The organism is Streptomyces sp. HD, assembly GCF_028369295.1.
Classification (GTDB): Bacteria; Actinomycetota; Actinomycetes; order Streptomycetales; family Streptomycetaceae; genus Streptomyces.
In genome coordinates this window covers 26,979-53,644 of the sequence record NZ_JAQMYP010000029.1, presented here as the reverse complement: position 1 = coordinate 53,644, position 26,666 = coordinate 26,979, and the positions used below count along the sequence as shown (strand labels likewise).

The window sequence follows — 26,666 nt, the reverse complement described above, 5'->3', positions numbered from 1 at the left end:
GCGGTGGGGTCAGACGACCGGTTCGGGCTGGTTCTCCGCCGTACGGTCCGCTGCGCCCGGCGTACGGTCCTCGGCGTTCGGCGTACGGCCCTCAGCGTCCGGCGTACGACTCTCAGCGTCCGGCGTACGGCCCGCGGCGTCCGGCTTCCGGCGGTCGTCCCGCATGACCAGCGTCGCCAGCAGGGCCGCCGCCGCGACGCCGATCGCGCTGACCGTGAAGGTGGTGGACATCGAGGCGGTGAAGGCCTCGCGGGCGGTGGCGATCAGACCGGCGTCGCCACCGGCGACCGCACCGGCGATCGAGTGCCTGGCCTCCTCAGGCGTCTGCTCGGGCATCCGGTCCGCGAAGCCGCTCGACAGCAGCGAGCCCAGGATCGCGATGCCCAGCGCGGTACCGGCCTGCTGGATGGTGTCGTTCAGGGCCGAGCCGACGCCCGCCTTGTCCTCGGGGATGGTGCCCATCAGCGCGCCCACCGCGGCCGGCATCGCCAGGCCCGCGCCGAGCCCGAGCAGACCGAGCGAAACCGCCGGGACCGTGAAGCCGGAGTCCGCCGAGACCGTGCTCAGCAGGGCGAAGCAGGCCACCATCACCAGCATCCCCGCGAAGATCACCCACCGGTTGCCGTACTTGGCGGCGAGCTTGACGCCGACGCCGTTGCCGAGCAGGGCCGTGATCGCCAGCGGCAGGAAGGCGAGGCCCGCCTTGATCGGCGAGTATCCGAGCACGAACTGCAGGTACTGCGTGAGGACCAGCAGCAGACCGCCGTTGCCGATCTGGACGAGCGCCAGGGAGAGCGAACCGCCGCTGAAGTTGCGGTGCTTGAACAGGACCAGCGGGACCATGGGCGACTTGGTGACGTTCTCCCAGATCACGAACCCGGCCAGGGAGGCGAGCGCCACCACCAGGGTGAACGTGGAGCGACCGCCCAGCGCGCCGTGCTGCGGGAGCTCGATGATCCACCAGACCAGGGCCGTCATCCCGACCGCCGACAGCACCGCGCCCAGCGGGTCCGGCTTCTGCCAGGGCGCCCGGGACTCCGGCATCAGCGTCAGACCGGCGACGATGGCCAGCACCACGATCGGCACGTTGATGAAGAAGATCGACTGCCAGGAGAAGTGCTCGATCAGGACGCCGCCCAGCACCGGACTGCCGACCAGGCCGAGCATCGACACCGAGCTCCAGGCCGCCATCGCCCTGCCGCGCTCGTCCTCGTCGAAGACGGTGATGAGGATCGACAGCGTGGACGGCATGATCAGCGCCCCGCCGACGCCCATCGCGACGCGTACGGCGATCACCTCGCCGGGGTTGGTGCACCAGGTCGCGGCCAGCGAGGCCGCCCCGAAGAGCAGGAGCCCGATCAGCATGACCTTCCGGCGTCCGAACCGGTCGCCGAGGCTGCCGGAGGTGAGCAGCAGACCCGCGAACACCAGGATGTAGGAGTCCAGGATCCACTGGGTCTCCTGGGCGCTCGCCCCGATCTCCCCGGTCATCACCGGCACCGCGACGGTCAGCGCCATGCTGTCGACGACCAGCACCAGCGTGCTCAGGCAGAGCACGATCAGGATCCACCAGCGGCGTGGATCACGGGTTCCCTTGACATCCATGACGGCTTCCCCTCCGGTTCGTGAACACCGTTCCTTCGTTGCGAACACTGTACGCACAGCGGAACAGTGTTCGCAACCATCGATTCCTGTACGCTCGATGCGAACGACGTACGCAGGGATGTGAAGGAGTGCCGATGGCCGCCAAATCGACGAAGCAGAGCCCCATCCCGTCCGTCTGGGCCCGCCCTCAGCGCGAGCCCGACCAGCCCACGCTCAGCCGCGCCACGATCGTGCGCGAGGCGATCGTCATGCTGGACGCCGAGGGCGTGGAGGCGCTGAGCATGCGCAAGCTCGCCACCCGCCTGAACGCCGGCGCCGCCTCCCTCTACCGGCACGTGGCGACCAAGGACGAGCTGATGGAGCTGGCCGTCGACGAGGTCGCCGCCGAGATCCACGTACCACCGGCGCACGGCCCCGACTGGCGGGCGGCCGTCGGCGAGGCCGCGCATTCCTTCCGTACGACGGCGCTACGGCACCCGTGGCTGGGCGCGGTGCTGGGCCAAGCGGGGCTCGCCTATCTGGGCCCGAACCTGATGTCGTACTCGGAGCGCCTGGCGGCCCTGTTCACGGCCGCCGGATTCCCCGATCCCACGATCGCGATCGACGCCGTGCTGTCGTACGTCATCGGCATGAGCACCACCGAGGCCGCCTGGCTCATCACGGTCGCCCGCTCCGGCAAGACCGAGGCCGACTTCATCGCCCACCTGATGCCCGCGGCCCAGCAGGCGGTGGCGGACCACGAGCACCTGGCGAAGGGCTACGCCGAGACGGAGGAGGCGGCCACCACGGATCCGGCAGCGATGCGGGACGCGAAGTTCGCGGCAGCCCTTGAGATCGTCCTCGACGGCCTGGCCCTGCGCCTCAAAACACAGACTTCCTGAACGTCCTACAGGGGCGCGGGGCTGTATCGATATGCGGCTCCGCCGCGTGGGCGCGACCAGCCACAACGGCCCCGCAGACGCCACACAACCCCACCCGGCCCCCGCGAAGCGCTACCCGTACATCCGCCGCATCGCGAACTCGACCATCTGCTCCACGGCCTTCGCGTCGAAGACCATGCGGTGCTCGCCCTCCATGTCGAGGACGAAGCCGTACCCGGTCGGGAGCAGGTCGATCACCTCGGCACCGGTGATGACGAAGTACTTGGACTCCTTGCCCGCGTACCGCCGCAGCTCCTTGAGCGAGGTGAACATCGGGATCACCGGCTGCTGGGTGTTGTGCAGGGCGAGGAAACCCGGGTTGTCACCCCGCGGGCAGTAGACCTTCGACGTCGCGAAGACCTGCTGGAAGTCCTCCGCGGCCATCTGCCCGGTGGTGAAGGCCCGCACCGCGTCAGCGAGGGAGGGCGGAGACGGCTCCGGGTAGAGCGGCGGCTGCTGGCCGTACCCGCCGACACCGCCGGGCTGCTGCGGCGGGGCGTACTGCTGCTGTGCAGCCCCTCCGTCCATGGGCTGGCCGTATCCGTACATGGGCGCAAGCGTACCGAGACCGGCCGGGCCGCGGGCGGGTACCGGCGCCCGGGCGAAAGGCCCTGGCGAACCGACAGCGACTTGACAGCGTGTCGACAGTCCCCGCGCTGGTTTCGCACAGCCACCGCTCCTAGCGTCTGGGGGAGCGATGGGAGCGCCTGAAACGGCCCGTGCCAGCAAGGGGACAGCCATGCACCGACACCACCACGGCGAGGACCACGAGCACGACAGAGGGCTTGCCCATGACCTCCCCGTCCTCGCCCGCCGCCGCATGATCCGGCTGGTGGCGGGTGCCGGCCTGGTCCCGCTGGTGGGCTGCAGCGCCGAGGACGACAGCCCGGCGTCGTCCTCCACGGCCGGCTCCTCCGCCGGGAGCACCTCCTCCGCGGGCTCCTCCACCGCAAAGTGCGCGACCATCCCGGACGAGACCGCCGGGCCCTTCCCCGGCGACGGCTCGAACGGCGTGAACGTCCTCAAGGAGAGCGGCGTCGTACGCAGCGACATCACCAAGAGCTTCGGCGACTCCGCGGGCGGCACCGCCGAGGGCGTGCCCCTGACCGTCACGCTCACGGTCGTGGACGCCGCCTCCGGCTGCGGGACGCCGAAGAAGGGCGCCGCCGTCTACCTGTGGCACGCCGACCAGGACGGCAGGTACTCCCTGTACTCCGAGGGCGTCACGGAGGAGAACTACCTGCGGGGAGTCCAGGAGACGGACGACAAGGGCCAGGTCACCTTCAGGAGCGTCTTCCCCGGCTGCTACGACGGCCGCTGGCCGCACATCCACTTCGAGGTCTACGCCAGCCTGGCCGACGCCACGGCGGCCACGTCCATCACCAGCACCTCGCAGCTCGCCTTCCCCAAGGACACCTGCGACACCGTGTACGCCACGGACGGCTACGGCCAAAGTGTGACGAATCTCCGCCGTATCTCCCTGGAGGCGGACAGCATCTTCAGCGACGGTTACGACCAGCAGCTCGCCACGATGTCCGGCAGCGCCGGGCAGGGCTACACCGCGACCCTGACCGTTCCGGTGTGACCTGTCACAGATGACGGGATCGGGGTTGCGTCTTATTACTGACGGGTAGCATCATCGTAGCTACTTGTTGGTACGTGAACTAGCGCGAGGATCCAAGTGCCTCGCCGATCCCTCTACGGAGTCGTCACCATGGGGCACTACAAGTCGAATCTTCGCGACATCGAGTTCAACCTCTTCGAAGTACTCGGCCGCGACAAGCTGTACGGCACGGGTCCGTTCGAGGAGATGGACGTCGACACCGCGAAGAGCATCCTTGAGGAGCTGACCCGGCTCGCCGAGAACGAGCTGGCCGAGTCCTTCGCGGACGCCGACCGCAACCCCCCGGTCTTCGACCCGGAGACCAACACCGCGCCGGTCCCGGCGTCCTTCAAGAAGAGCTACAAGGCCTTCATGGACTCCGAGTACTGGCGTCTCGGTGTCCCCGAGGCGATCGGCGGCACGACCGCGCCGCCGTCCCTGATCTGGTCGTACGCGGAACTGATCCTCGGCGCGAACCCGGCCGTGTGGATGTACTCCTCCGGCCCGGCGTTCGCCGGGATCCTCTACGACGAGGGCAACGACGTCCAGAAGAAGATCGCGCAGATCGCCGTGGAGCGGACCTGGGGTTCGACCATGGTGCTGACCGAGCCGGACGCCGGTTCGGACGTGGGCGCCGGCCGCACCAAGGCGATCCAGCAGGAGGACGGCTCCTGGCACATCGAGGGCGTGAAGCGCTTCATCACGTCCGGTGAGCACGACATGGAGGAGAACATCCTCCACTACGTCCTCGCGCGTCCCGAGGGTGCCGGTCCCGGCACCAAGGGCCTGTCCCTCTTCATGGTCCCGAAGTACCTCTTCGACTTCGAGACCGGCGAGCTGGGCGAGCGCAACGGCGCCTACGCCACGAACGTCGAGCACAAGATGGGCCTGAAGGCCTCCAACACCTGCGAGATGACCTTCGGCGACCGCCACCCCGCCAAGGGCTGGCTGATCGGCGACAAGCACGACGGCATCCGCCAGATGTTCCGCATCATCGAGTTCGCCCGCATGATGGTCGGCACGAAGGCGATCTCCACGCTCTCGACGGGCTACCTGAACGCGCTGGAGTACGCCAAGGAGCGCGTCCAGGGCACGGACCTCGCGAACTTCATGGACAAGGCCGCGCCCAAGGTCACCATCACGCACCACCCGGACGTCCGCCGCTCGCTGATGACGCAGAAGGCGTACGCCGAGGGCATGCGCGCCCTCGTCCTCTACACGGCCTCGATCCAGGACGCGATCGCGGTGAAGGAGGCGGCGGGCGAGGACGCCAAGGCCGAGCACGCGCTCAACGACCTGCTCCTGCCGATCGTCAAGGGCTACGGCTCCGAGAAGGGCTACGAGCAGCTCGCCCAGTCGCTGCAGACCTTCGGCGGCTCCGGCTTCCTGCAGGAGTACCCGATCGAGCAGTACATCCGTGACTCCAAGATCGACACCCTGTACGAGGGCACCACGGCGATCCAGGGCCAGGACTTCTTCTTCCGGAAGATCGTCCGCAACCAGGGCGCCGCGCTGAACTCTCTCGCCGAGGACATCAAGAAGTTCCTGGCGCTCGGTGAGGGCGGCGAGGAGCTCGGCACCGCCCGCGAGCAGCTCGCCAAGGCGGCCGTGGAGCTGGAGGCGATCGTCGGTCTGATGCTGACCGACCTCGCGGCCACCGAGCAGGACGTCAAGAACATCTACAAGGTCGGTCTGAACACCACCCGCCTGCTGCTGGCCTCCGGTGACGTCGTCGTCGGCTACCTGCTGCTCAAGGGTGCCGCGGTCGCCGCCGAGAAGCTGGGCTCGGCCTCCGCCAAGGACAAGGCCTTCTACCAGGGCAAGATCGCGGCGGCGAAGTTCTTCGCGGCCAACGTCCTGCCGGGCGTCACCGGTGCGCGCAAGCTCGCCGAGGGTGTCGAGCTGGACCTGATGGAGCTGGACGAGGCGGCCTTCTAACCGCTCGGCACCGCTCGGTACCGCTGAGTTCCGGCCACTCGTTCCGGTCACTCACGGACAATCCACATCGCCCTCACGACGGCCCGCTCTCCTTCACCGGGAGCGGGCCCTCGTACGTCGTTAAGGTGAACCCCATGAGCGAACCCCCCCGCTTCGACCGCGGCCACACCGACGACCTCATGTCCTTCCTGGCGGCGAGCCCGTCGCCGTACCACGCCGTGGCGAACACCGCCGAGCGGCTGGAAAAGGCCGGCTTCAGGCAGGTCGCGGAGACGGACGCCTGGGACGGGTCGAGCGGCGGAAAGTACGTGCTGCGCGGTGGCGCGATCGTGGCCTGGTACGTCCCCGAGGGCGCGGCGCCGCACACGCCGTTCCGGATCGTCGGGGCGCACACGGACTCCCCCAACCTGCGGGTGAAACCGCTGCCCGACAGCGGGGCGCACGGCTGGCGGCAGGTCGCCGTGGAGATCTACGGCGGACCGCTGCTCAACTCCTGGCTCGACCGCGACCTCGGCCTCGCGGGCCGGCTGACGCTGCGGGACGGGTCGTCACGGCTGGTGAACGTGGACCGTCCGCTGCTGCGCGTCCCCCAGCTCGCCATCCATCTGGACCGCTCGGTGTCGGCGGAGGGGCTCAAGCTCGACAAGCAGCGGCACCTCCAGCCGATCTGGGGTCTCGGCAACGATGTGCGCGACGGCGACCTGATCGCGTTCCTGGAGGAGACGGCCGGGCTGGCGTCGGGCGAGGTCACCGGCTGGGACCTGATGGTCCACTCCGTGGAGGCACCGGCCTACCTGGGCCGTGACAAGGAGCTGGTCGCGGGCCCGCGCATGGACAACCTGCTCTCGGTGCACGCGGGTGCGGCGGCGCTGGCCGGGGTGGCCGGCTCGGGCGCCGGGCTGCCGTGCATCCCGGTGCTGGCCGCCTTCGACCACGAGGAGAACGGCTCGCAGAGCGACACGGGTGCGGACGGGCCGCTGCTGGGCAGCGTCCTGGAGCGCTCGGTGTTCGCGCGCGGAGGATCGTACGAGGACCGGGCGCGCGCCTTCGCGGCTACGGTCTGCCTGTCGTCGGACACGGGCCACGCCGTACACCCCAACTACGCCGAGCGCCACGACCCGACGCACCACCCGCGCGTCAACGGCGGGCCGATCCTCAAGGTCAACGTCAACAACCGCTACGCGACCGACGGTTCGGGCCGCGCGGTGTGGGCGGCGGCCTGCGAGAAGGCGGACGTCCCCTTCCAGTCCTTCGTCTCCAACAACTCCATGCCGTGCGGCACCACCATCGGCCCGATCACCGCGGCCCGGCACGGCATCAAGACCGTCGACATCGGCGTGGCGATCCTGTCGATGCACAGTGCGCGCGAGTTGTGCGGCGCGGACGACCCGTGGCTGCTGGCGAACTCTCTGGTGGCGTTCCTGGAAGGGTAGTTCGACAAGGGTGGGGTACTCGCCTCCGACCGGAAGCACCGGACACCGGACAGGGAGGCGACGCTCATGGGCCTCGGCGGATGCATCATCCTCATCGCCGCAGGAGCCATCCTCACGTTCGCGACCGACTGGGAGATGGAGGGGGTCAACCTCGACCTGGTCGGGATCATCCTGATGATCGTGGGGCTGATCGGCACCACGACCTTCAGCAGCATCGCCCGGCGCAGGCGCGTAGTGGTGCCACCCGCGACGCCGGTCGTCGACGAGGAGGGGCACCACCATCGGCGGGACGGGTACAGCGACGGTTACGGCGCCTGACCCTCCGCCTCTTCGTCCGTCGCGCCGTCCATTCCGGCGAGCACCAGGGGCAGGCGGCCCGCGCCGCCCTCGGTGAGACGGACCGGGCCGCCCCAGTCCTGCTCTCGCTGGGGCCGCTCCTGGCGTGGGCGCAGCAACGGGTGGGCGAGCGCGGGGAGGAGCGGCTGGACGTGGTGGTGGCCAGGAGCGGGCTCGGCACGGCGGCGAACCTACGCGCGCGTGCGGCGCGAGACGGAGCTCAGTCCGTCGGCCTACAGGCGGCGTTTCGGACCCGGCAGCGGGGAACCCCTCGTCTCATGAGATTCCTCGTACGCGACCGGATCCTCGGCATCGGTGACGACTACTGGATCGAGGACGACCGGGGCAACAAGGTGTTCCTCGTCGACGGCAAGGCGATGCGGCTGCGGGACACCTTCGAGCTGAAGGACACCCAGGGACACGTCCTCATCGACATCCACCAGAAGATGCTCGCCCTGCGCGACACCATGGTGATCGAGCGGGACGGACAGCCCCTCGCGAAGATCCGCCGCAAACGGATGTCCCTGCTGCGCAACCACTACCGAGTGTCCCTGGCCGACGGCAGCACGGAACTCGACGTCAGCGGCAAGATCCTCGACCGGGAGTTCGCCATCGAGTACGACGGCGAACTGCTGGCCGTCGTCTCCCGGCGCTGGCTGCACATCCGGGAGACCTACGGCGTGGACGTCGTACGCGACGACGCGGATCCGGCGCTGCTGATCGCGGTGGCGGTGTGCGTGATCCACCTCGCGGAGAAGGAGCACGGGGACGACTGAGGTGACACGACAACTGACGTGAGAGGGGTGACTGACGAGAGGGAGCGTCAGCGGCGCGGTGCCGCCAGCCCCAGCATCCTGTCCTTCAGCGCCGGGAACTGCTCCCGGGTCGCCGCCACCTTCGCCGGGTCGAACTCCACCGTGAGGACCTGCTCCCCCGCGTCGGCCTGCGCCAGCACCTCGCCCCATGGATCGACCACGATCGAGTGACCGGCCTGCGGAACTCCCGCATGCGTCCCGGCCGTTCCACAGGCGAGCACGAACGCCTGGTTCTCCACCGCCCGCGCCTGAGCCAGCAGCGTCCAGTGCGCCCGGCGGCGCTCCGGCCAGCCCGCCGGAATGACCAGGGTCTCGGCGCCGGCGTCGACGAGGCCGCGGAAGAGTTCGGGGAAACGGAGGTCGTAGCAAGTGGCCACGCCAAGAGTCGTCTCGGGCAGCCGGACCGTCACCAGGTCCTCGCCCGCGCCCATCAGCACGGCCTCACCCTTGTCGAAGCCGAACCGATGGATCTTGCGGTACGCGGCGGCCAGATCACCCGATGGGGAGAAGACAAGAGAGGTGTTGTAGAGCGGCCCCTCCGGGTCCCTCTCCGGGATCGACCCGGCGTGCAGCCACACACCCGCGTCGCTCGCGGCCTTCGCCATCGCCTCGTACGTCGGCCCTTCGAGCGGCTCGGCCTCACCGGCGAACTCCTCGTAGGCGAACGCCCCGGTGGTCCACAGCTCGGGCAGGACGACGAGGTCGGCCGCCCCGGCCTGTTCCCGCACGAGAGAGGCAGTCCTCACCCGGCGCGATTCGACCGTTTCGCCCTCATTGACATCGATCTGGATCAAAGAGGCGCGCACACTACCACCGTCCTGGCATTCGAGCGGTCCACACGGGCTTCCCTACGGGCCTACGATCGTCACACGAAAGCACTGCCGGGGTGCCTCACAGCAGCGTAACTTAGCGTTTCAAGACACCCGCCGACAGCAGCCGCCGCCCACTGGCAACGACGCCACAACCTGCCCGCGTACCGACGTACCAACCGCCGAGGGGTCCCGTTCCGTGAGTCTGCATCCCACCCTCCAGCCCTACGCCGACGCCTGGACCCACTCCATCGAAGCGATATCCGAGCTGGTGACGCCGCTTGTCGAGGGTGAGTGGAACCGGCGGACACCGTGCCCGGGCTGGTCCGTCCGCGACGTCGTGTCGCATGTCATCGGCCTGGACTGCGAGATGCTCGGCGACCCGCGCCCCATCCACACGCTCCCGCGCGACCTCTTCCACGTCACCAACGACAACCAGCGGTACATGGAGATGCAGGTCGACGTCCGCCGCCATCACACGGCGCCGGAGATGACGTCCGAGCTGGAGTACACGATCATCCGCCGCAACCGCCAGCTGCGGAACGAGTCCCGCGACCCCGGCACGAAGGTGCGCGGCCCGCTCGGCGCGGAGCTCACTCTCGAAGAGTCCATGCGGGGCCACGCCTTCGACGTCTGGGTGCACGAACAGGACCTGCGCACCGCCCTCGGCCGCCCCGGCAACCTCGACTCCCCCGGCGCCCACGTGGCCCGCGACGCCCTCCTCGCCAAGCTGCCCGACATCGTCGCCACCAAGGCCAACGCACCCCGCAGCTCGGCGATCGTCTTCGACGTCCACGGCCCGATCGAGTTCCTGCGCACCATCCGCATCGACATCCAGGGCCGCGGCACCCTCGAAACGGCCCCCGCCCTCGGCCCCGCCGCCACCCTCACCCTCGACTGGGAAACCTACGTCCGCCTGGCCTGCGGCCGCGTCACACCGGAGGCGGTGACGGACCGCGTGAAGGCGGAGGGAGACACGGGCCTGACCACCGCGATCCTGCGCAACTTCACGGTGACGCCGTAGTTCCACGACAACGGCGGTCCGCTCCTTTCAGCCCGTCCGGCGTTTGAGGACAAGGCCCCTTCAGGGCCGAAGCGGGGCCTGGGGCGGCAGCCCCAGCGGGGTCGAAGGTGCAGCGCCCCTGGGGATGGGACGGGTAGGGGCGGCGGGGGCGAAAACCGCTGTCGCCCACGCACCACCTATGGCTAACGTCCCGCCGTGACCAACACCGACACGCACAGCCACCCCCCACGCCTCACCCGCCTGACCTTCCACGGCCCCCTGTCGGAAGCCCGGGCGGACCGCATGGTGCAGCGGCTCATACGCACGGATCCCACCACAGTCCTGGACATCGGCTGCGGCTGGGGCGAGTTGATGCTCCGCGTCCTGACGGCCGCCCCGAAGGCGACCGGACTCGGCATGGACCTCAACACCGAGGACCTCGCCCGTGCCCGCGACAACGCCGAGACCAGAGGGCTGACCCAACGGGCCGAATTCATCGAGGAGTCCGCCACCGGAACCTCCCGCGGCCCGGCCGACCTCGTCCTGTGTATCGGATCGAGCCAGGCCCTGACCACGACCGAGCCGCCCCATCACACCGCCGAGGCGCTCCGCGAACTACGCCGCCTGGTCACCGACAACGGCCGCGTACTGCTCGGCGAGGGCTTCTGGCAGCGCCCTCCGACCCCCACCGAACTCGCCGGCATGTGGCCGCAGGCCGCCGCGGCCGACCACCACGACCTCGCCACCCTCCTCGACCTCGCGGTCGCCGCCGGCTTCCGCCCCGAGTGGACCGAGACGGCGAACCCGGACGAGTGGGAGGAGTTCGAGTCGGCGTACCAGGCGGACACCGAGGTATGGCTGGCCCGGCACCCCGACCACCCCCTGGCCGCCGAGACCCGCGAGCGCCTCGACCGCCACCGCGCCCAGTGGATGAGCTACCGCGGCGTACTGGGCCTCGCGTACCTCACGCTCGTCCCGGCCCTCTGAACACCCGTGAGCCGGGCGCCCGTTCCGGCCCGTCGGGTCGCGGGCTCCCGGCTCACGCCGGAACGTGCACCGTCTCCACCCTGCTCGCGACCAACCGCTCCCGCTCCCGGCGAGCCGCCCGCTTCCGCAGCCGCAGAATCTGGCTGACTCCCAGCGCCTGGAGAACGAACACCACGGAGAAGGCGATCGAGTAGTCGTCCCCGCTCGCGTCCAGCAGCACCCCGACCGCGAACAGCGTCGTCATCGAGGCGACGAACCCGCCCATGTTGGTGATGCCGGACGCCGTCCCCTGCCGCTCCGGCGGATTCGCCGGCCGCGCGAAGTCGAAGCCGAGCATCGAGGCCGGCCCGCATGCCCCGAGCACGGCGCACAGCACGACCAGCAGCCACATCGGTGCCGTCGCACCGGGCCAGACCAGCGTCGTCGCCCACACCACCGCCGTCGCACCGACGGTGCCGAGCGCCAGCGGCAGCCGTGCCTCGTGGTGCCGGGCGACGACCTGGCCGTAGACCAGGCCCACGACCATGTTCGACAGGACGACGAGGGTGAGCAGTTCACCGGCCGTCGCCCGGGACAGCCCCTGTGCCTCGACCAGGAACGGCATCCCCCACAGCAGCAGGAACACCATCGCCGGGAACTGCGTCGTGAAGTGCACCCACAGCCCGAGCCGGGTGCCGGGCTCCCGCCAGGACGTGGCGATCTGGCGTCGTACGTACGCCGCGCCCTGGTGCGGCAGCGGCGCCGGCTCGTGGCCCTCGGGGTGGTCCTTCAGGAACAGAAGCAGCAGCACGAGTACGACGGCGCCCGCGCCCGCGCTGCCCGCGAACGCGGCCGTCCAGCCCACCCCGTGCAGCAGCCGCGCCAGCACCAGCGTGGAGACGAGGTTGCCGGCCATGCCGGCCAGACCCGCGAGCTGCGCGATCAGCGGGCCGCGCCGGGCCGGGAACCAGCGGGTGCCGAGCCGCAGCACACTGATGAACGTCATCGCGTCACCGCAGCCCAGCAGCGCGCGCGAGGCGAGGGCGGTGCCGTACGACGGCGAGAAGGCGAAGCCCAGTTGGCCCGCGGTGAACAGCACCGTGCCGATGGCCAGCACCTTCTTGGTGCCGAGCCGGTCGACGAGGAGGCCGACGGGTATCTGCATGCCCGCGTACACGAGCAGTTGGAGGATCGAGAACGTCGACAGGGCCGAGGCGCCCACGTCGAAGCGGTCGGCCGCGTCGAGGCCGGCGACACCGAGGGACGTCCGGAAGATGACGGCGACGAAGTAGACCGAGACGCCAATGCCCCAGACCGCGGCGGCTCGGCGGCCGCCTGGGGGTGCCCCCTCCGGGGAAGGACCGCCGGGCTGTGCGGTTGCGGGCCTCATCGCTCCTCACCTCGCGCGAGGTGCGAGAACCAGCCGATGTGCCGGTGGACGGTGCCCACGGCCGCCTCGGTGTCCCCGGAGCGCAGCGCTTCGAGGATCTCCTCGTGCTCGGCGAGGGTCTTGGCGATCCGGTCGGGGTGGGAGTGCATGACGGCGACGCCCATCCGCAGTTGCCGGTCGCGCAGTTGGTCGTAGAGCCGCGACAGGATCTCGTTGCCGCCGCTGCGGACGATCTCCGCGTGGAAGCAGCGGTCGGTGACGGCTGCGCCGGCGAGGTCGCCGGCGGCGGCCTGGGCCTTCTGCTGCGCGAGCAGTTCCTCCAGGCGCGCGATGAGCCCGGGGGGCGCGGGGACTGCCTTGCGCGCCGAGTGCTCCTCGACGAGCATCCGCGTCTCCACCACGTCCTTGATCTCCTGTGCGGAGACCGGCAGGACCAGGGCTCCCTTCTTCGGGTAGAGCTTGATCAGCCCCTCGACCTCCAGCCGCAGCAGCGCCTCGCGCACCGGGGTGCGGGACACCCCTACGGCCTCGGCGAGTTCGCCCTCGGTGAGCAGCGTGCCACCCTCGTAACGGCGTTCCAGTACGCCCTGTTTGACGTGGGTGTAGACGCGGTCGGCGGCGGGGGGCTGCTTGGTCGGGGCGGGCGGCGCTGAGGGCATGTGCACATCTTAGATACAACACGTACGCATGGATGCATCCGTTCCACGATCCGGACGGGCACCCCCGCCTCAAACGCCACACAGCCTTCTGTGCTAATTACGTGTCACGCATGTGCGGTCCCGCTCACCTCTCAGCCCCGCTCACCTCCCGGGCCGCCACACTTCAACTGGACCGCACATCAGGGGCATTCGAAGCAATCGGGGTACTTCCGTTGATAACCGACATCCAGGGCAGCCGTCTCCGCAGGGCAAGCGCTGTCGCCGTGACCACCGGCGCCATGCTCGCGGGCGCGGTCCTCTCCGCCATGCCCGCGCAGGCCGCCACCGCGCCCTCGATCGCCGCCAAGGGCGGCTACGTGATGAACAACGCGAACGGCAAGTCGCTGTACACCAAGGCCGCGGACACCAAGCGCTCCACCGGTTCCACGACCAAGATCATGACCGCCAAGGTCGTGCTGTCGCAGCCGAACCTCAACCTTGACGCCAAGGTGACGATCCAGAAGGCGTACAGCGACTACATCGTCGCGAACGACTGGGCCTCCAACGCCAAGCTGATCGTCGGCGACAAGGTCACCGTGCGCCAGCTGCTGTACGGCCTGATGCTGCCGTCCGGCTGCGACGCCGCGTACGCCCTCGCCGACAAGTTCGGCACGGGCTCGACGCGGGCCGCGCGCGTGAAGTCGTTCATCGGCAAGATGAACACGGCCGCGAAGAACCTCGGCCTGACGAACACGCACTTCGATTCCTTCGACGGCATCGGCAAGGGCTCGAACTACTCGACGCCGCGCGACCTGACGAAGATCGCCAGCAGCGCGATGAAGAACTCGATGTTCCGCACGATCGTCAAGACGAAGAAGTACACCGCCAAGACGATCACCAAGTCCGGCAGCGTCCGCACCATGGCGCCGTGGGAGAACACCAACAAGGGGCTGCTCAACGGCTACAGCGGCACGATCGGCGTGAAGACCGGCTCCGGCCCGGAGGCCAAGTTCTGCCTGGTCTTCGCCGCCACCCGGAACGGCAAGACCGTCATCGGCACCGTGCTCGCCTCGACCTCGGTCGCCCAGCGCGAGACGGACGCGAAGAAGATGATGAACTACGGCTTCGCAAAGCTCGGCTGACACCGGCGAGGAGACACACCGAGGGGCCTGCCGCACGCACGCGGCAGGCCCCTCGGCCTGTTCGGCGGTCTGTCTGCGACCCGCCTACGACCCGACTGCCGGACTCAGCCGTGCATCAGCGGCGAGCCGACCAGCTGCTTGGTGATGGCACCCTTGCCGTCACCCTCGATGTCGTAGACGACCGTCGAGTCCGAGGACCAGTACAGGTTCTTGTCGTACGTCACCGACGGCACGGTGCAGACGCTCGCGGGGGTGACCTCCCCGGGACCGGAGTAGTTGGCGTTGAACAGCGACGTCCAGTCGCACGTCTTCGACGCCACGATCTTGTCGGTGGCGCCCGAGTCGTCGCGCGACTCGACCCTCGTCGTGATCTTGAACGAGGTGAATCTCTTGCTGTTGTCGATCACCTGGTCGTCGACGATGTTCCAGCTCACCGAGCTCGACGCGGTCACCTTCCCCGAGGTGACGTCGGCGCAGTTCTCGATGTAGTAGGTCGTCGCGGGCTTCTGGCCCGGGAAGATGATGTTGAACTGGTGCGCGAAGGAGTCCGAGCACGAGCTGACGGCGGCCGCCGGAGAGGCGAACGCGATGCCTCCGGCGAGAATGCCGCCGGCGAGCGCGAGTGCGCTGAGAGACTTTGCGACCTTCATGAGTTTCCCCCAAATTCCCCGTGTTTGTCGGACGACTGATGACCATCCGAATCGAACGGCTGGTCGACCGATCGACGGAGCGATCATATGTCGCCACGAGAAGGGCGCACATGAGCCACGGGATCTTGTCCAGATCCACACATGCTGGCCGATTCTTTTCGGTGATTTCCCTTCCGCCATACAACCCTTCACGCCCCACAGCAGTCTCCCGAGAGCCTCCCCCCTCCAATTCGGTGGTGCCCTCCCTGGGCATCGCGCATATTCGGAGCGTTCATAGTGATAACCGGCATCAAGGGCGTACGTTTCCGCAGGGCCGCAGCCGTCGTCGCCACGACCGGCGCGCTGCTGGCGGGCGGCGCCCTCAGCGCGCCCGCCCAGGCGGCGACCGCCCCCACGGTCAGCGCCAAGGGCGCGTTCATGCTCAACAGTGCGACGGGCTCCACCCTCTACAGCAAGTACGGCGACACCAAGCGGCCGATGGCGAGCACCACCAAGATCATGACGGCCCGGGTCGTCCTGAGCACCACCGGCCTGGACCTCGACCGCAAGATCACCGTCAAGCAGGCCTACCGCGACTACGTCGCCGCCAGGGGTGCCAGCAGCGCGGACCTGAAGACCGGCGACAAGGTCACCATCCGCCAGCTGCTGCACGCGATGCTGCTGCCGTCCGGCTGCGACGCGGCGATGGCCCTCGCGGACACCTTCGGCACGGGTACGACGGTCTCGGCGCGCACCAAGTCCTTCATCGGCAAGATGAACACCAAGGCCAAGGACCTCGGCCTGACGAACACCCACTTCGACTCGTTCGACGGCAACTCGACGCAGAACACGAACTACACGACCCCGCGCGACCTCGCCAAGCTCACGCGCAGCGCGATGAAGTACTCGACGTTCACCGGCATCGTGAAGCGCACGAAGACGGTGACGTACGCGTCCACCAGCACCGGCGGCACCCGCACCTACACCTGGTACAACACGAACAAGCTGCTGGGCTCCTACAGCGGCGCGACCGGAGTGAAGACCGGCACCAACACCCCGGCCGGCCCCTGCCTCGTCTTCGCCGGCACCCGCGACGGCAAGTCGGTCGTCGGCGTCCTCCTCAACGACCAGTACCGCTTCACCGACGCCGCCAAGCTGATGGACTACGCCTTCGGCTCCAGCTCTGCCGCCACGATGCAGCTGCGCACCCTGCCGTCGGGGGCCCAGCGGGACTGACCCGACCCGGACATGCAGGTGGGGCGGCCGCAATACGATCTCGCGGCCGCCCCTTCAGCGCTCAGCCCGTCCCTGACCGGCGCGTCACGCCCAGGTGATCAGCCTCTTCGGCTGTTCCAGGATCGCCGCCACGTCCGCCAGGACCTTGGATCCCAGCTCGCCGTCCACCAGGCGGTGGTCGAAGCTCAGGGCCAGGGTGGTGACCTGACGCGGCTTCACCTTGCCCTTGTGGACCCACGGCTGGAGCTTGATCGCGCCGACCGCGAGGATGGCGGACTCGCCAGGGTTGAGGATCGGCGTGCCGGTGTCGACGCCGAAGACGCCGACGTTGGTGATGGTGACCGTGCCGCCCTGCATCGCGGCCGGCGTGGTCTTGCCGTCCCGTGCCGTCGACACCAACTCGCCGAGCGACTCGGCCAGTTGCGGAAGTGTCTTGGCGTGGGCGTCCTTGATGTTCGGGACGATCAGGCCGCGCGGGGTCGCCGCCGCGATGCCCAGGTTGACGTAGTGCTTCTGCACGATCTCCTGGTTCGCCTCGTCCCAGGACGCGTTGACGTCGGGGTTGCGCTTGATCGCGACCAGCAGGGCCTTGGAGATGAGCAGCAGGGGGTTCACGCGCAGGCCCGCGAACTCCTTGTCCTCCTTGAGCTCCTCGACCAGCTTCATCGTGCGCGTCACGTCCACCGTCACGAACTCCGTGACATGCGGCGCCGTGAACGCCGAGCCGACCATCGCCGCCGCCGTCGCCTTGCGGACGCCCTTGACCGGGATACGGGTCTCACGCGCCGTGTCGTACGTGGCCGGCGGCGCCGGAGCGGTGGCCGGTGCGGTGACCGGAGCGGCCTGCGGCACCGGCTCGGCGACCGGGGCCGCCGCCGCGTGTACGTCCTCGCGCGTGATGATGCCGTCGGGGCCGGTCGGCGTCACCGTGGCCAGGTCGACGCCCAGGTCCTTCGCCAGCTTGCGCACCGGGGGCTTCGCCAGCGGGCGGGGCGGCGCCACCTCCGCCGCGGGACCGTGCCCCGCCGCCACCGCGGGACCGTGCCCGTTCAGCTCGGACTGCAGGGCCTGAGCCGCCGGCTCCTGCCGCGCACCCTCGGCCCCCTTGCGCGGGCGGCGCTTCGTGGAGGTCTGGGCGACGCCGTAGCCGACCAGCACCGGCTGGCGGCCCGAGCCCTCCGGCTTGGGCTCCTCCGCGGGGGCCTCCGGCTGCGCGGGGACCTCCGGCTGCGCGGCGGGTGCCTCGGCGGCAGGCGCCGTCCCGCCCGCCACGTCCACCGCGATGATCGCCATACCGACGTCCACCGTCGTGCCCTCGGGGAAGTGCAGCTCACGGACCACCCCGTCGTACGGGATGGGCAGTTCCACGGCCGCCTTGGCCGTCTCGACCTCGCACACCACCTGGCCGTCGGTGACCGTGTCGCCCGGCTGGACGTACCACTTGAGGATCTCCGCCTCGGTGAGTCCCTCGCCCACGTCGGGCATCTTGAACTCGCGCACGGACGCTTCAGTCATCGTCGTCACGACCCTCTCCTCAGTACGCCAGGGCACGGTCGACGGCGTCGAGCACCCGGTCCAGGCCCGGCAGGTACTCCTCCTCCAGACGCGCCGGCGGATACGGGGCGTGATAGCCGCCCACCCGCAGCACCGGGGCCTCCAGGTGGTAGAAGCAGCGCTCCGTGATCCGGGCGGCGATCTCCGCGCCCGAGCCGAAGAACACCGGGGCCTCGTGGACCACGACCAGTCGGCGGGTCTTCTCGACGGAGGCCTGGATGGAGTCGAAGTCGATCGGGGAGACCGAGCGCAGGTCCACAACCTCCAGGTTCCGGCCCTCCTCGGCGGCCGCGTCGGCGACCTCCTGGCAGAGCTTCACCATCGGGCCGTAGGCGGCCAGCGTGAGGTCGGCGCCCTCGCGGACGACCCGCGCCTTGTGCAGCGGGCCCGGGATGGCCTCGGTGTTGACCTCGCCCTTGTCCCAGTAGCGCCGCTTGGGCTCGAAGAAGATCACCGGGTCGTCACTCTGGATGGCCTGCTGCATCATCCAGTACGCGTCGGAGGCGTTGGACGGCGACACGATCTTCAGGCCCGCCACGTGCGCGAAGAGCGCCTCCGGGGACTCCGAGTGGTGCTCGACCGCGCCGATGCCGCCGCCGTAGGGGATCCGGACGACGACCGGCAGCTTGACCTTGCCCAGCGAGCGGGCGTGCATCTTCGCGAGCTGCGTGACGATCTGGTCGTACGCCGGGAAGACGAAACCGTCGAACTGGATCTCCACGACCGGGCGGTAGCCGCGCAGGGCCAGGCCGATCGCGGTGCCGACGATGCCCGACTCGGCGAGCGGGGTGTCGATGACACGGCTCTCGCCGAAGTCCTTCTGGAGGCCATCCGTCACACGGAAGACGCCGCCGAGCTTGCCGACGTCCTCGCCCATGATGACGACCTTGGGGTCCGTGTCCAGGGCGCGGCGCAACGACTCGTTGATCGCCTTGGCCAGGGCCATCTTGTCCGCTGCCATGTCAGACCCCCTCCACGTCCGAGAACGACGCCTGGTAGGCGGCGAACTGGGCGCGCTCCTCGTCGACGAGCGCATGCCCGTCCGCGTACACGTTCTCGAAGATGGCGAAGTGGTCCGGGTCCGGCATGGCGCGGACCGCTTCGCGCACTCGTTTGCCCAACGCCTCGCTCTCGGCCTCCAGTTCCGCGAAGAATCCCTCGTCCGCGTGGTTTGAGGCCTCCAGATAGCGGCGAAGGCGCAGGATCGGGTCCTTCGCCTCCCAGGCCTGGCGCTCCTCGTCGGCCCGGTACTTGGTGGGGTCGTCGGAGGTGGTGTGGGCGCCCATGCGGTACGTGTACGCCTCGACCAGCGTCGGGCCCTCGCCGCCGCGGGCACGCTCCAGCGCCCACTTCGTCACGGCCAGGCAGGCCAGGACGTCGTTGCCGTCGACACGGACGCCGGGGAAGCCGAAGCCCTGCGCGCGCTGGTAGAGCGGCACCCGGGTCTGCTTCTCGGTCGGCTCGGAGATCGCCCACTGGTTGTTCTGGCAGAAGAACACCACGGGGGCGTTGTAGACCGCGGAGAAGGTGAAGGACTCGGCCACGTCGCCCTGGCTGGAGGCGCCGTCGCCGAAGTAGGCGATGACCGCGCTGTCGGCGCCGTCCTTGGTGATGCCCATCGCGTAGCCGGTGGCGTGCAGCGTCTGGGAGCCGATGACGATCGTGTAGAGCTGGAAGTTGTTGCTGTTGGGGTCCCAGCCGCCGTTGTTCACGCCGCGGAACATGCCCAGCAGGTTGGTGGGGTCGACCCCGCGGCACCAGGCGACGCCGTGCTCGCGATAGGTCGGGAAGACGTAGTCGTCCTCGCGGGTGGCCCGGCCGGAGCCGATCTGGGCGGCCTCCTGGCCGAGCAGCGACGCCCACAGGCCCAGCTCGCCCTGGCGCTGCAGGGAGGTGGCCTCGGCGTCGAAGCGGCGGGTGAGCACCATGTCGCGGTAGAGGCCGCGGAGCTCTTCGGGGGTGATGCCGGCGACGTACTTGTCGTACTCGGCGTTCTTGACGCGCTTGCCCTCGGGCGTCAGCAGTTGTACGAGCTCGGGGTCCTTGCTCGCGGTTTTCGTTGCGGTCGTGCGCTTGCCGGCCGTGCTCTTGGTACCGGCGCTGCGTCGCGGTTTCCGCGCGGCAGTGCTCTCCACGGTCACGTGTGCTCCTCCGTCGGTCCGGCTACCCGGGTTCGCCGGGTGCCAGTGCGGCTCACCTGAAGCCCTACGGACGCACGGGGTGGGGTGCGGCTCATTGGGGGACAGGCGTGACAGGTGCCCCGGCGAGCGCCCTGCAAAAGGCACGTTACCCAGTGCTCCACATTTCTGTGAAACCCCTCCTGACCTGCGATTTTGCTTGGATTTCCAAGTAAATCGCGAAAGTCCGGAACAAGTCCTGGTCACAGCCTTGCAGGGGGCCGGAACAACGGCACGTTATATCGGTGACCCAGGTCACGGGAAGAGTCACCGAGAGCGGGATCACCGAAGTCGTGTGACGCCGGTCTCACACAGGGCCGGGTTCGGGCTCCGCCGGACGTTCGACTCCGCCGGTAAACGGCACGCGCGCGTGGAGCCCGTTTCCGGGCCGCACGCGCGCGTGGGGGTTCTTGCCGCTCGGCGGCGGGGGCCGTCAGCCCGCGGCGCCGTCCGTCGGCGCCGTGGGCAGCGTCGCCGGGTCGGTGGGCTCCTCCGTCGGCTCCTCGGTGGGCTCCTCCGTGGGCTCCTCGGTCGGCTCGGCCGTCGTCGGGTCCTCGGTCGGCTCGTACGTCGGATCCTGGGTCGGCTCGTACGTGGGGTCCTCGGTCGGCTCGTAGGTCGGGTCGGTGCCCGTGCCCGTGCCGTCGTCGGTGACCTCCTCGGTGGGCTCCTCGGTCGGCTCGTCGCTCGGCGTCTCGGAGGCCTTGTTCTCGTCGGTGGTCTGCGAGGTGGTCGGCGTCTGCTTGGTGCCCTTGCCTCCGCCCTCACCGCCGGCGTTGTTCACCGCCCACGCGACACCCGCCGCGATGGCGATCACCGCGAGGACGGCGAGGATCCACAGCCTGCCGCGGCCGCTGCCCCGGTTGCCGTGCCCCTCGAAGCCGTCGTCGTCCCCGCCGCCGTACCTGTTCGGCAGGATCGGCTGCGGGATCTGCGTCGTACCGGAACCGGAGTCATGGGGGTGCCCCATGACGGTCGTGTTCGCGAAGCCCGCGGCCGGGGTGTGCCGGCCGTCGTGCATGGCGACCGGGCCGGTGTTCCAGGTGCCGGTGTGGCCGCCCTGGTCGTACAGCATCTGCAGGCCGTACTGGACGAGGCCGCGCATCTCCTCGGCGGTCTGGAAGCGGTCGTCCGGCTCCTTGGCGAGCGAGCGCATGACCAGGCCGTCGAGCTCCGGCGGCACCGCGTCGGAGACCTCGGACGGCGGGGTCGGGATGTCCTGGACGTGCTGGTAGACCACCGACAGCGGGGTCTCACCGGTGAACGGCGGGCGCAGCGCGAGGAGTTCGTAGAGGAGGCAGCCCGTCGCGTACAGGTCGGAGCGGTGGTCGACCGCCTTGCCGAGCGCCTGCTCCGGGGAGAGGTACTGCGGGGTGCCCATGACCATGCCGGTCTGCGTCATCGTCGACTGCGCGCCGTGCAGGGCACGCGCGATGCCGAAGTCCATCACCTTCACGGCGCCGTTGTTGGTGATGATGACGTTGGCGGGCTTGATGTCACGGTGCACGATGCCGTGCTGGTGCGAGTAGGCGAGGGCCTCCAGAACACCGGAGACGATGATCAGGGCCTGCTCGGGGCCGGGCGCCTCGGCGTTGAGGAGGAGGTCGCGGATGGTGCGGCCCTCGACGATCTCCATGACGATGTACGGCACGCTGTGCGCGCCCACGACGTCCTCGCCGGAGTCGTAAACGGCCACGATCGCATGGTGGTTGAGGCCGGCCACCGACTGGGCCTCGCGCGTGAAGCGGGCCTTGGACACCGGGTCCTCGGCGAGGTCGGAACGCAGCAGCTTGACCGCCACGGTGCGCCCGAGACGCACGTCCTCGGCCGCGAACACCTCGGCCATGCCGCCCCGGCCGAGTCTGCGGGTCAGCCGATAACGGCCGTCCCCGACAAGTCCGCCGTTACCCCACATTTCCGGCGCGTCTGACATACCGCCGCCAGCCGCCTCGGGGTCGGACGGGCCCTGAGCGCGCTGCTGCTGTGCCATCAGTCCTCGCCGTCGTTTCTGCCCGCGGTGCGCGCGGTGTTGTTACGGTCTCCGTCGGCCACGCTACAGCCTCCGCGCAAGCCGTCGGTCCGAGACGGTCGCCCCAAACCGGAAGGAGCCGGACCGGCCATCAAACCGGTACCCCGGCTCCTCGTGCAAATTCTGTGTGCCGGCGGTACTGCCCCTGTAACGCTTCCGCGGCGCTTCTTTCGCGTACGGTCACGGATCGGGCACCGTGCTTGACCTGTCAGTGCCGTGGGGCAGACTTGGCCGGGAATAGCACATTGGATCACGCGGATCACCCGATCCACGGCAACCGCAGGTGCCCAAGAGGCTACGGGGGACGCAGAACATGAGCCAGGACGGCGCGCAGGACCGGTACGCGGGTCGGTCACTCGCCGGCAACCGCTATCAGCTGCGCGACTTGCTCGGCGAGGGCGGCATGGCCTCGGTGCACCTCGCGTACGACAGCGTGCTCGACCGGCAGGTCGCGATCAAGACGCTGCACACCGAGCTCGGCCGTGAGCAGGCGTTCCGCGAGCGCTTCCGGCGCGAGGCCCAGGCCGTGGCGAAGCTCACGCACACCAATATCGTCTCCGTCTTCGACACCGGCGAGGACAGCCTCGACGGGATGACGACGCCGTACATCGTCATGGAGTACATCGAGGGCCGGCCGCTGAGCTCGGTCTTCGACGAGGACGTGCGGCAGTTCGGCGCGGTGCCCGTCGACAAGGCGCTGAAGATCACCGCGGACGTGCTCGCGGCGCTGGAGATCAGCCACGAGATGGGGCTGGTCCACCGGGACATCAAGCCGGGCAACGTGATGCTGAACAAGCGTGGCGTGGTCAAGGTGATGGACTTCGGCATCGCGCGGGCCATGCAGTCCGGTGTGACGTCGATGACACAGACCGGCATGGTGGTCGGCACCCCGCAGTACCTCTCGCCGGAACAGGCCCTCGGCAAGGCGGTCGACGCCCGCTCCGACCTGTACTCGGTCGGCATCATGCTGTTCCAACTCGTCACCGGACGGCTGCCGTTCGACGCGGACTCGCCGCTGGCGATCGCGTACGCGCATGTGCAGGAGGAGCCGGTGGCTCCGTCCTCGATCAACCGCGCCCTGCCGCCGGCCGTGGACGCGCTGGTCGCCCGTGCGCTGAAGAAGAATCCGAACGAACGCTTCCCGAGCGCCGACGCCATGCGCGAGGAGTGCCAGCGGGTGGCCGCGTCCTTCCAGGCGGCCCCGCCGAGCATCGTGCCCGGCGCGCACACGCAGAGCGGCCAGGGCGTCGGCGCCGCGGTGTTCCCGCCGGTCGGCCAGACGCCCCCGCCCGCGGGCCCCGTCCAGACGCCGTACCAGCAGACCCCGCCCCCGGCGCCGTACGGCACCCCGCCGCCGTCGATGCCCTCGCCGGCGTACGGCTACCCGCAGCAGCCCCAGCAGCCCGGGTACCAGACGCCGGCGCCGGCCGGGTACCAGACGCCGCCGGCCGGGTACGCCCCGCAGCAGGCCCACGCGACCCCGCCGCCGTACACCATCTCGCCCCAGCGGCCCGGCACTTCGGGCGGCGGGAAGAACAACCGGCCGGTGATCATCGGCTCGATCATCGTGTCCATCGTCGCGGTGGGCGGCCTGATCGCGGCGCTGACGCTGAACGGCGGCGGCACCGAGGACGACGGGGGCGGCAGCGGTGGCACCAGCGCGACGCCCTCGATCACGAAGGCCGCGGGGTACCGCGAGGGCGACAGCTCGAAGACGATCGAGACGACCGAGTGCACCGAACCGCAGGAGTCGTATCTCAACCCCGACCAGGTGCAGCTGCCGGACTTCACGTTCAAGTACTGGCCGTCGGTCGTCGAGTGCCTCAACGCCGCGAAGTGGAAGTTCGTGAAGAAGGACGTGAACGAGAACACGTTCGGCCAGGGCACCGTCATGCGGCAGACGCCCAAGGCACGCGAGGACTTCGACCCCGACAACCCGCCGACGATCACGTTCGAGGTCTCGACGGGCAACCCGGAGTGACACCTGTCACATCTTTGGCGGCCGTGATCCGAGCCGTCATGTGAGCCGTGATGTGACCCGTGATGTGACCCGTGATGTGAAAGGGCCCGGCAGCTTCGGCTGCCGGGCCCTTGGCGTATCGGGGGGGCGGTGGTTACAGGTACGGTCCTCCCGCGCGGCCGCCCTGGATGGGTTCGCCGTCCTCGTGGCCGCCGACTCCCGGCGGCAGGGCGCGGCGCATCTGCTCCAGCTGGGCCCGCGCCGCCATCTGCTGGGCGAAGAGCGTGGTCTGGATGCCGTGGAAGAGGCCCTCCAGCCAGCCGACCAACTGGGCCTGCGCGATCCGCAGTTCCGCGTCGCTCGGGGTCGCCTCGTCCGTGAACGGCAGGGAGAGCCGCTCCAGCTCCTCGACGAGTTCCGGGGCCAGGCCGTCCTCCAGCTCCTTCACCGAGCTGGCGTGGATCTCCTTCAGCCGGACCCGGCTCGCCTCGTCCAGGGGAGCCACGCGCACCTCTTCGAGCAGCTGCTTGATCATGCTGCCGATCCGCATGACCTTCGCAGGCTGCTCGACCTGCTCCGTCACCGGGATCTCGCGGGAGTCCTCGTCTCCGTTGCCGCCGCTGAGTGCCATCCCGTCCTGGCCCACGACCAGGATCTGGGGGTGCTCGGGCTGCCTGTCGTTCCTCGGCATCTCCATGCCGCCATTCTCTCGCACCCGTACAGCTCATCATCGTGGTGCCCCCGGTGGGGTGAGATCCACCGTTTACGATGCGGGACTTTCCGTCAGTCCGACGCCCCCGCGACCCCTCCGTCCCCGCTCAGCCGCAGCAGCCGCACCTCACAGACGTCGAGCCAGCGGCTCTCCGCCTCGGCGTGGAAGACGAGCTGCTCCAGGACGAGCAGCCGGGCCATCTCCTGCGGGTGCTCGTGCGCCCGGGCCAGCGCCTCGGCCCGTTGCCGCACGTAGCCGTGCAGGGCCTCGGCCACGTGCCTGCGCTGCGCTCCCACGACCTCGCGTACGTCGACGCCGGGCGCCCCGACCGCCATCACCAGCTTGATCGCCAGCTCGTCGCGGGGCGGACTCGACCGCTGCACGGGCCGTGTGTACCAGGCCCGCAGCTCGACGCGGCCCGCCTCCGTCAGTGCGTAGAGCACCCGCCCCGCCTCGTCGACGCCGTCCTGGACGACCAGGCCGTCCCGCTCCAGCCGGCCGAGGGTCGTGTAGACCTGCCCGATGTTCAGCGGCCAGGTCCCGCCCGTGCGTGCCTGGAACTCGGTGCGCAGCCGCGAGCCGTAGCGGGCGCCGGGTTCCAGGAGCGCCAGCAGCCCGTGTCGTATCGACATAACCGGATTGTGCGCCGAATTCGGTCGGGTGGCGGAGTCCGGAATGCCGGGTGTGCGGGGTGCTGTGAGGGTGGGTGCCATGACTCCATGGCCGACCGTGGTGCGCAAGCGACGGGTGCGGCCGCGCGCCGCCTTCGGTGGTCCGCGGGCCCTCGTCCCCTCGCCGTGTGCGGGGAGAGTGCTGGTCGGGGTGGGGATGGGGGTGATCGTGGGGCTGTGCGGGGCTGGGGTGTCGTACGGCGTCGAGGGGCTGCACGGCGCGGCAGGGCCCGGGGCTTCCGTCGGCGCCACGGCCGCGTCCGCCTCCGCGTCCTGGGGTCGGCCGTCCGGGCCTACGGGGGATCCCACGGAGGCCGCCGGGGAAGGCGGGGAAGCCGGGGATTCCGCCAAGGGTTCTTCGGGGGACTCCGCCAAGGGTTCATCGGGGGACTCGGCCGGGAGTTCTTCCGAGGGCTCTTCCGGGAAGTCCTCCGACGCCTCCGATTCCTCCGGGTCCTCCATGGCCTCCCGGCCTTCCTCCGACTCCGGTGACGCGTCCGAGGGTGCCTCCGTCCCCTCCGAGGCACCCGAGGAGTCGGACGAGGGGTCCGGGAAGCCGGAGGGGGCCGGGGAGCCCCGGGAATCCGCTGGTTCCGGCGAGTCCGGCGAGTCCGGCGAGCCGCAGACGTCGCTCTCTCCCGCTCACGGGCCCGTGAGCTCCCGCCCCGACCCCTCCGACGACCCGTCCCGGGCCGGCAGCCGGGCGGGTGAGGGGCGCAAGCGGCCGGGGCGCGAGAAGGGGCCGCTGGAGGACGACGAGGCGAAGCGGGGCGGGCGGGACCGCCGTGAGAGGGACGAGGAGCGGGACGGCTCGACGTCGCGCGAGGCGGAGGGCGAGGACGACGGCGGGAGCGCGCCCGAGAGCGCGGGTGCCTCCGACGACCCCGCCCGGGACGCCGCCACCGGCCCGTCCGCCCCGCCCGGCCAACCCGTACGGCATCCCGTGCCACATGCCGCGGACCCCACCGAGCCCGTACTGCAGATCCTGCCCCTCGGCGCGGGACTGGTGCTGATCGGACTCGGTCTGGGCCTGGCCTTCGTCGGTCTACGGCTGCGACGCGGCTAGCGGGTGCCTTCAGGAGGATCGGACAGACCGCCGA

At 69.8% G+C, this 26,666-nt stretch carries 25 protein-coding genes; 12 read left to right on the top strand and 13 right to left on the bottom strand.

Going from position 1 to position 26,666, the window contains the following annotated elements:
• Window positions 1–9 precede the first annotated feature (9 nt).
• Complete coding sequence (locus POF73_RS26665; protein WP_272120323.1) at window positions 10–1,605, bottom strand: MFS transporter; 1,596 nt, start codon at window positions 1,603–1,605, stop codon at window positions 10–12.
• Between the two features lie 134 nt (window positions 1,606–1,739).
• Here POF73_RS26665 and POF73_RS26660 point away from each other — a divergent pair, with 134 nt between their 5' ends.
• Window positions 1,740–2,486 (top strand): TetR/AcrR family transcriptional regulator C-terminal domain-containing protein, encoded by a 747-nt coding sequence (locus tag POF73_RS26660; protein WP_272120321.1) that lies wholly within the window; start codon window positions 1,740–1,742, stop codon window positions 2,484–2,486.
• Window positions 2,487–2,597: 111 nt separating this feature from the next.
• Here POF73_RS26660 and POF73_RS26655 read toward each other — a convergent pair whose 3' ends face one another.
• On the bottom strand, window positions 2,598–3,074 hold the full coding sequence (locus POF73_RS26655) for an SseB family protein (protein WP_272120319.1): 477 nt from the start codon (window positions 3,072–3,074) through the stop codon (window positions 2,598–2,600).
• A gap of 190 nt (window positions 3,075–3,264) precedes the next feature.
• Between POF73_RS26655 and POF73_RS26650 the strand changes: the two genes are divergently transcribed.
• The 4 genes from POF73_RS26650 (at window position 3,265) to POF73_RS26635 (ending at window position 7,817) form a co-directional block, all read left to right on the top strand.
• A complete protein-coding gene (locus POF73_RS26650) occupies window positions 3,265–4,110 on the top strand; it encodes an intradiol ring-cleavage dioxygenase (RefSeq protein ID WP_272120316.1) in 846 nt (281 codons plus the stop codon).
• Window positions 4,111–4,239: 129 nt separating this feature from the next.
• A complete protein-coding gene (locus POF73_RS26645) occupies window positions 4,240–6,066 on the top strand; it encodes an acyl-CoA dehydrogenase (protein WP_272120455.1) in 1,827 nt (608 codons plus the stop codon).
• A 134-nt stretch (window positions 6,067–6,200) separates the two neighbouring features.
• Window positions 6,201–7,499, top strand: a complete 1,299-nt coding sequence (locus tag POF73_RS26640; RefSeq protein WP_272120314.1) for a M18 family aminopeptidase — start codon at window positions 6,201–6,203, stop codon at window positions 7,497–7,499.
• A 66-nt stretch (window positions 7,500–7,565) separates the two neighbouring features.
• Window positions 7,566–7,817 (top strand): DUF6458 family protein, encoded by a 252-nt coding sequence (locus POF73_RS26635; RefSeq protein ID WP_272120312.1) that lies wholly within the window; start codon window positions 7,566–7,568, stop codon window positions 7,815–7,817.
• Here the strand turns inward: POF73_RS26635 and POF73_RS26630 are convergent.
• Window positions 7,805–7,954 carry a hypothetical protein gene (locus POF73_RS26630; protein WP_272120467.1) on the bottom strand — a complete coding sequence of 50 codons (150 nt, stop codon included), beginning with the start codon at window positions 7,952–7,954 and terminating at the stop codon, window positions 7,805–7,807. The two genes, POF73_RS26635 and POF73_RS26630, sit on opposite strands and share 13 nt — an antisense overlap.
• 159 nt (window positions 7,955–8,113) lie before the next feature.
• Here POF73_RS26630 and POF73_RS26620 point away from each other — a divergent pair, with 159 nt between their 5' ends.
• Window positions 8,114–8,611 (top strand): LURP-one-related/scramblase family protein, encoded by a 498-nt coding sequence (locus POF73_RS26620; RefSeq protein ID WP_272120310.1) that lies wholly within the window; start codon window positions 8,114–8,116, stop codon window positions 8,609–8,611.
• A gap of 47 nt (window positions 8,612–8,658) precedes the next feature.
• Here the strand turns inward: POF73_RS26620 and POF73_RS26615 are convergent, their stop codons facing one another.
• Window positions 8,659–9,456: a carbon-nitrogen family hydrolase gene (locus tag POF73_RS26615; RefSeq protein ID WP_272120307.1), complete on the bottom strand. Its 798-nt coding sequence runs from the start codon at window positions 9,454–9,456 to the stop codon at window positions 8,659–8,661.
• A gap of 202 nt (window positions 9,457–9,658) precedes the next feature.
• Here POF73_RS26615 and POF73_RS26610 point away from each other — a divergent pair, with 202 nt between their 5' ends.
• Window positions 9,659–10,483, top strand: a complete 825-nt coding sequence (locus POF73_RS26610) for a maleylpyruvate isomerase family mycothiol-dependent enzyme (protein ID WP_272120305.1) — start codon at window positions 9,659–9,661, stop codon at window positions 10,481–10,483.
• A gap of 195 nt (window positions 10,484–10,678) precedes the next feature.
• Entirely contained in the window at window positions 10,679–11,449 is a 771-nt protein-coding gene (locus POF73_RS26605; RefSeq protein ID WP_272120303.1) for an SAM-dependent methyltransferase, read from the top strand.
• Between the two features lie 52 nt (window positions 11,450–11,501).
• Here the strand turns inward: POF73_RS26605 and POF73_RS26600 are convergent, their stop codons facing one another.
• Window positions 11,502–12,818 (bottom strand): MFS transporter, encoded by a 1,317-nt coding sequence (locus tag POF73_RS26600; RefSeq protein ID WP_272120301.1) that lies wholly within the window; start codon window positions 12,816–12,818, stop codon window positions 11,502–11,504.
• Window positions 12,815–13,477 carry a GntR family transcriptional regulator gene (locus POF73_RS26595; RefSeq protein WP_272120299.1) on the bottom strand — a complete coding sequence of 221 codons (663 nt, stop codon included), beginning with the start codon at window positions 13,475–13,477 and terminating at the stop codon, window positions 12,815–12,817. Before POF73_RS26595 ends, POF73_RS26600 begins: the two co-directional genes overlap by 4 nt.
• 212 nt (window positions 13,478–13,689) lie before the next feature.
• Between POF73_RS26595 and POF73_RS26590 the strand changes: the two genes are divergently transcribed.
• Window positions 13,690–14,598 carry a D-alanyl-D-alanine carboxypeptidase family protein gene (locus POF73_RS26590; RefSeq protein ID WP_272120296.1) on the top strand — a complete coding sequence of 303 codons (909 nt, stop codon included), beginning with the start codon at window positions 13,690–13,692 and terminating at the stop codon, window positions 14,596–14,598.
• A gap of 104 nt (window positions 14,599–14,702) precedes the next feature.
• Here POF73_RS26590 and POF73_RS26585 read toward each other — a convergent pair whose 3' ends face one another.
• Entirely contained in the window at window positions 14,703–15,248 is a 546-nt protein-coding gene (locus POF73_RS26585; protein ID WP_272120294.1) for a hypothetical protein, read from the bottom strand.
• Between the two features lie 276 nt (window positions 15,249–15,524).
• On the opposite strand from POF73_RS26585, the gene POF73_RS26580 reads away from it, so the two are divergent.
• On the top strand, window positions 15,525–16,463 hold the full coding sequence (locus POF73_RS26580; protein WP_272120292.1) for a D-alanyl-D-alanine carboxypeptidase family protein: 939 nt from the start codon (window positions 15,525–15,527) through the stop codon (window positions 16,461–16,463).
• Between the two features lie 84 nt (window positions 16,464–16,547).
• Here POF73_RS26580 and POF73_RS26575 read toward each other — a convergent pair whose 3' ends face one another.
• The 4 genes from POF73_RS26575 to POF73_RS26560 form a co-directional block, all read right to left on the bottom strand.
• On the bottom strand, window positions 16,548–17,987 hold the full coding sequence (locus POF73_RS26575) for a dihydrolipoamide acetyltransferase family protein (protein ID WP_272120290.1): 1,440 nt from the start codon (window positions 17,985–17,987) through the stop codon (window positions 16,548–16,550).
• Between the two features lie 10 nt (window positions 17,988–17,997).
• Window positions 17,998–18,978 (bottom strand): alpha-ketoacid dehydrogenase subunit beta, encoded by a 981-nt coding sequence (locus POF73_RS26570; protein ID WP_272120288.1) that lies wholly within the window; start codon window positions 18,976–18,978, stop codon window positions 17,998–18,000.
• A gap of 1 nt (window position 18,979) precedes the next feature.
• Window positions 18,980–20,158, bottom strand: a complete 1,179-nt coding sequence (gene pdhA / locus POF73_RS26565; protein WP_272120285.1) for a pyruvate dehydrogenase (acetyl-transferring) E1 component subunit alpha — start codon at window positions 20,156–20,158, stop codon at window positions 18,980–18,982.
• Between the two features lie 469 nt (window positions 20,159–20,627).
• The gene (locus POF73_RS26560) at window positions 20,628–22,184 is read right to left on the bottom strand and encodes a protein kinase domain-containing protein (protein WP_272120283.1); all 1,557 of its coding nucleotides are present in this window, start codon (window positions 22,182–22,184) and stop codon (window positions 20,628–20,630) included.
• A 352-nt stretch (window positions 22,185–22,536) separates the two neighbouring features.
• Between POF73_RS26560 and POF73_RS26555 the strand changes: the two genes are divergently transcribed.
• The gene (locus POF73_RS26555) at window positions 22,537–24,204 is read left to right on the top strand and encodes a Stk1 family PASTA domain-containing Ser/Thr kinase (protein WP_272120281.1); all 1,668 of its coding nucleotides are present in this window, start codon (window positions 22,537–22,539) and stop codon (window positions 24,202–24,204) included.
• A gap of 133 nt (window positions 24,205–24,337) precedes the next feature.
• Here POF73_RS26555 and POF73_RS26550 read toward each other — a convergent pair whose 3' ends face one another.
• Together POF73_RS26550 and POF73_RS26545 are read right to left on the bottom strand one after the other, a co-directional pair.
• Complete coding sequence (locus tag POF73_RS26550) at window positions 24,338–24,880, bottom strand: bacterial proteasome activator family protein (RefSeq protein ID WP_272120279.1); 543 nt, start codon at window positions 24,878–24,880, stop codon at window positions 24,338–24,340.
• An 86-nt stretch (window positions 24,881–24,966) separates the two neighbouring features.
• Window positions 24,967–25,527 carry a PadR family transcriptional regulator gene (locus POF73_RS26545; RefSeq protein WP_272120276.1) on the bottom strand — a complete coding sequence of 187 codons (561 nt, stop codon included), beginning with the start codon at window positions 25,525–25,527 and terminating at the stop codon, window positions 24,967–24,969.
• A 79-nt stretch (window positions 25,528–25,606) separates the two neighbouring features.
• Between POF73_RS26545 and POF73_RS26540 the strand changes: the two genes are divergently transcribed.
• Window positions 25,607–26,632 (top strand): hypothetical protein, encoded by a 1,026-nt coding sequence (locus POF73_RS26540; protein ID WP_272120274.1) that lies wholly within the window; start codon window positions 25,607–25,609, stop codon window positions 26,630–26,632.
• Window positions 26,633–26,666 lie beyond the last annotated feature (34 nt).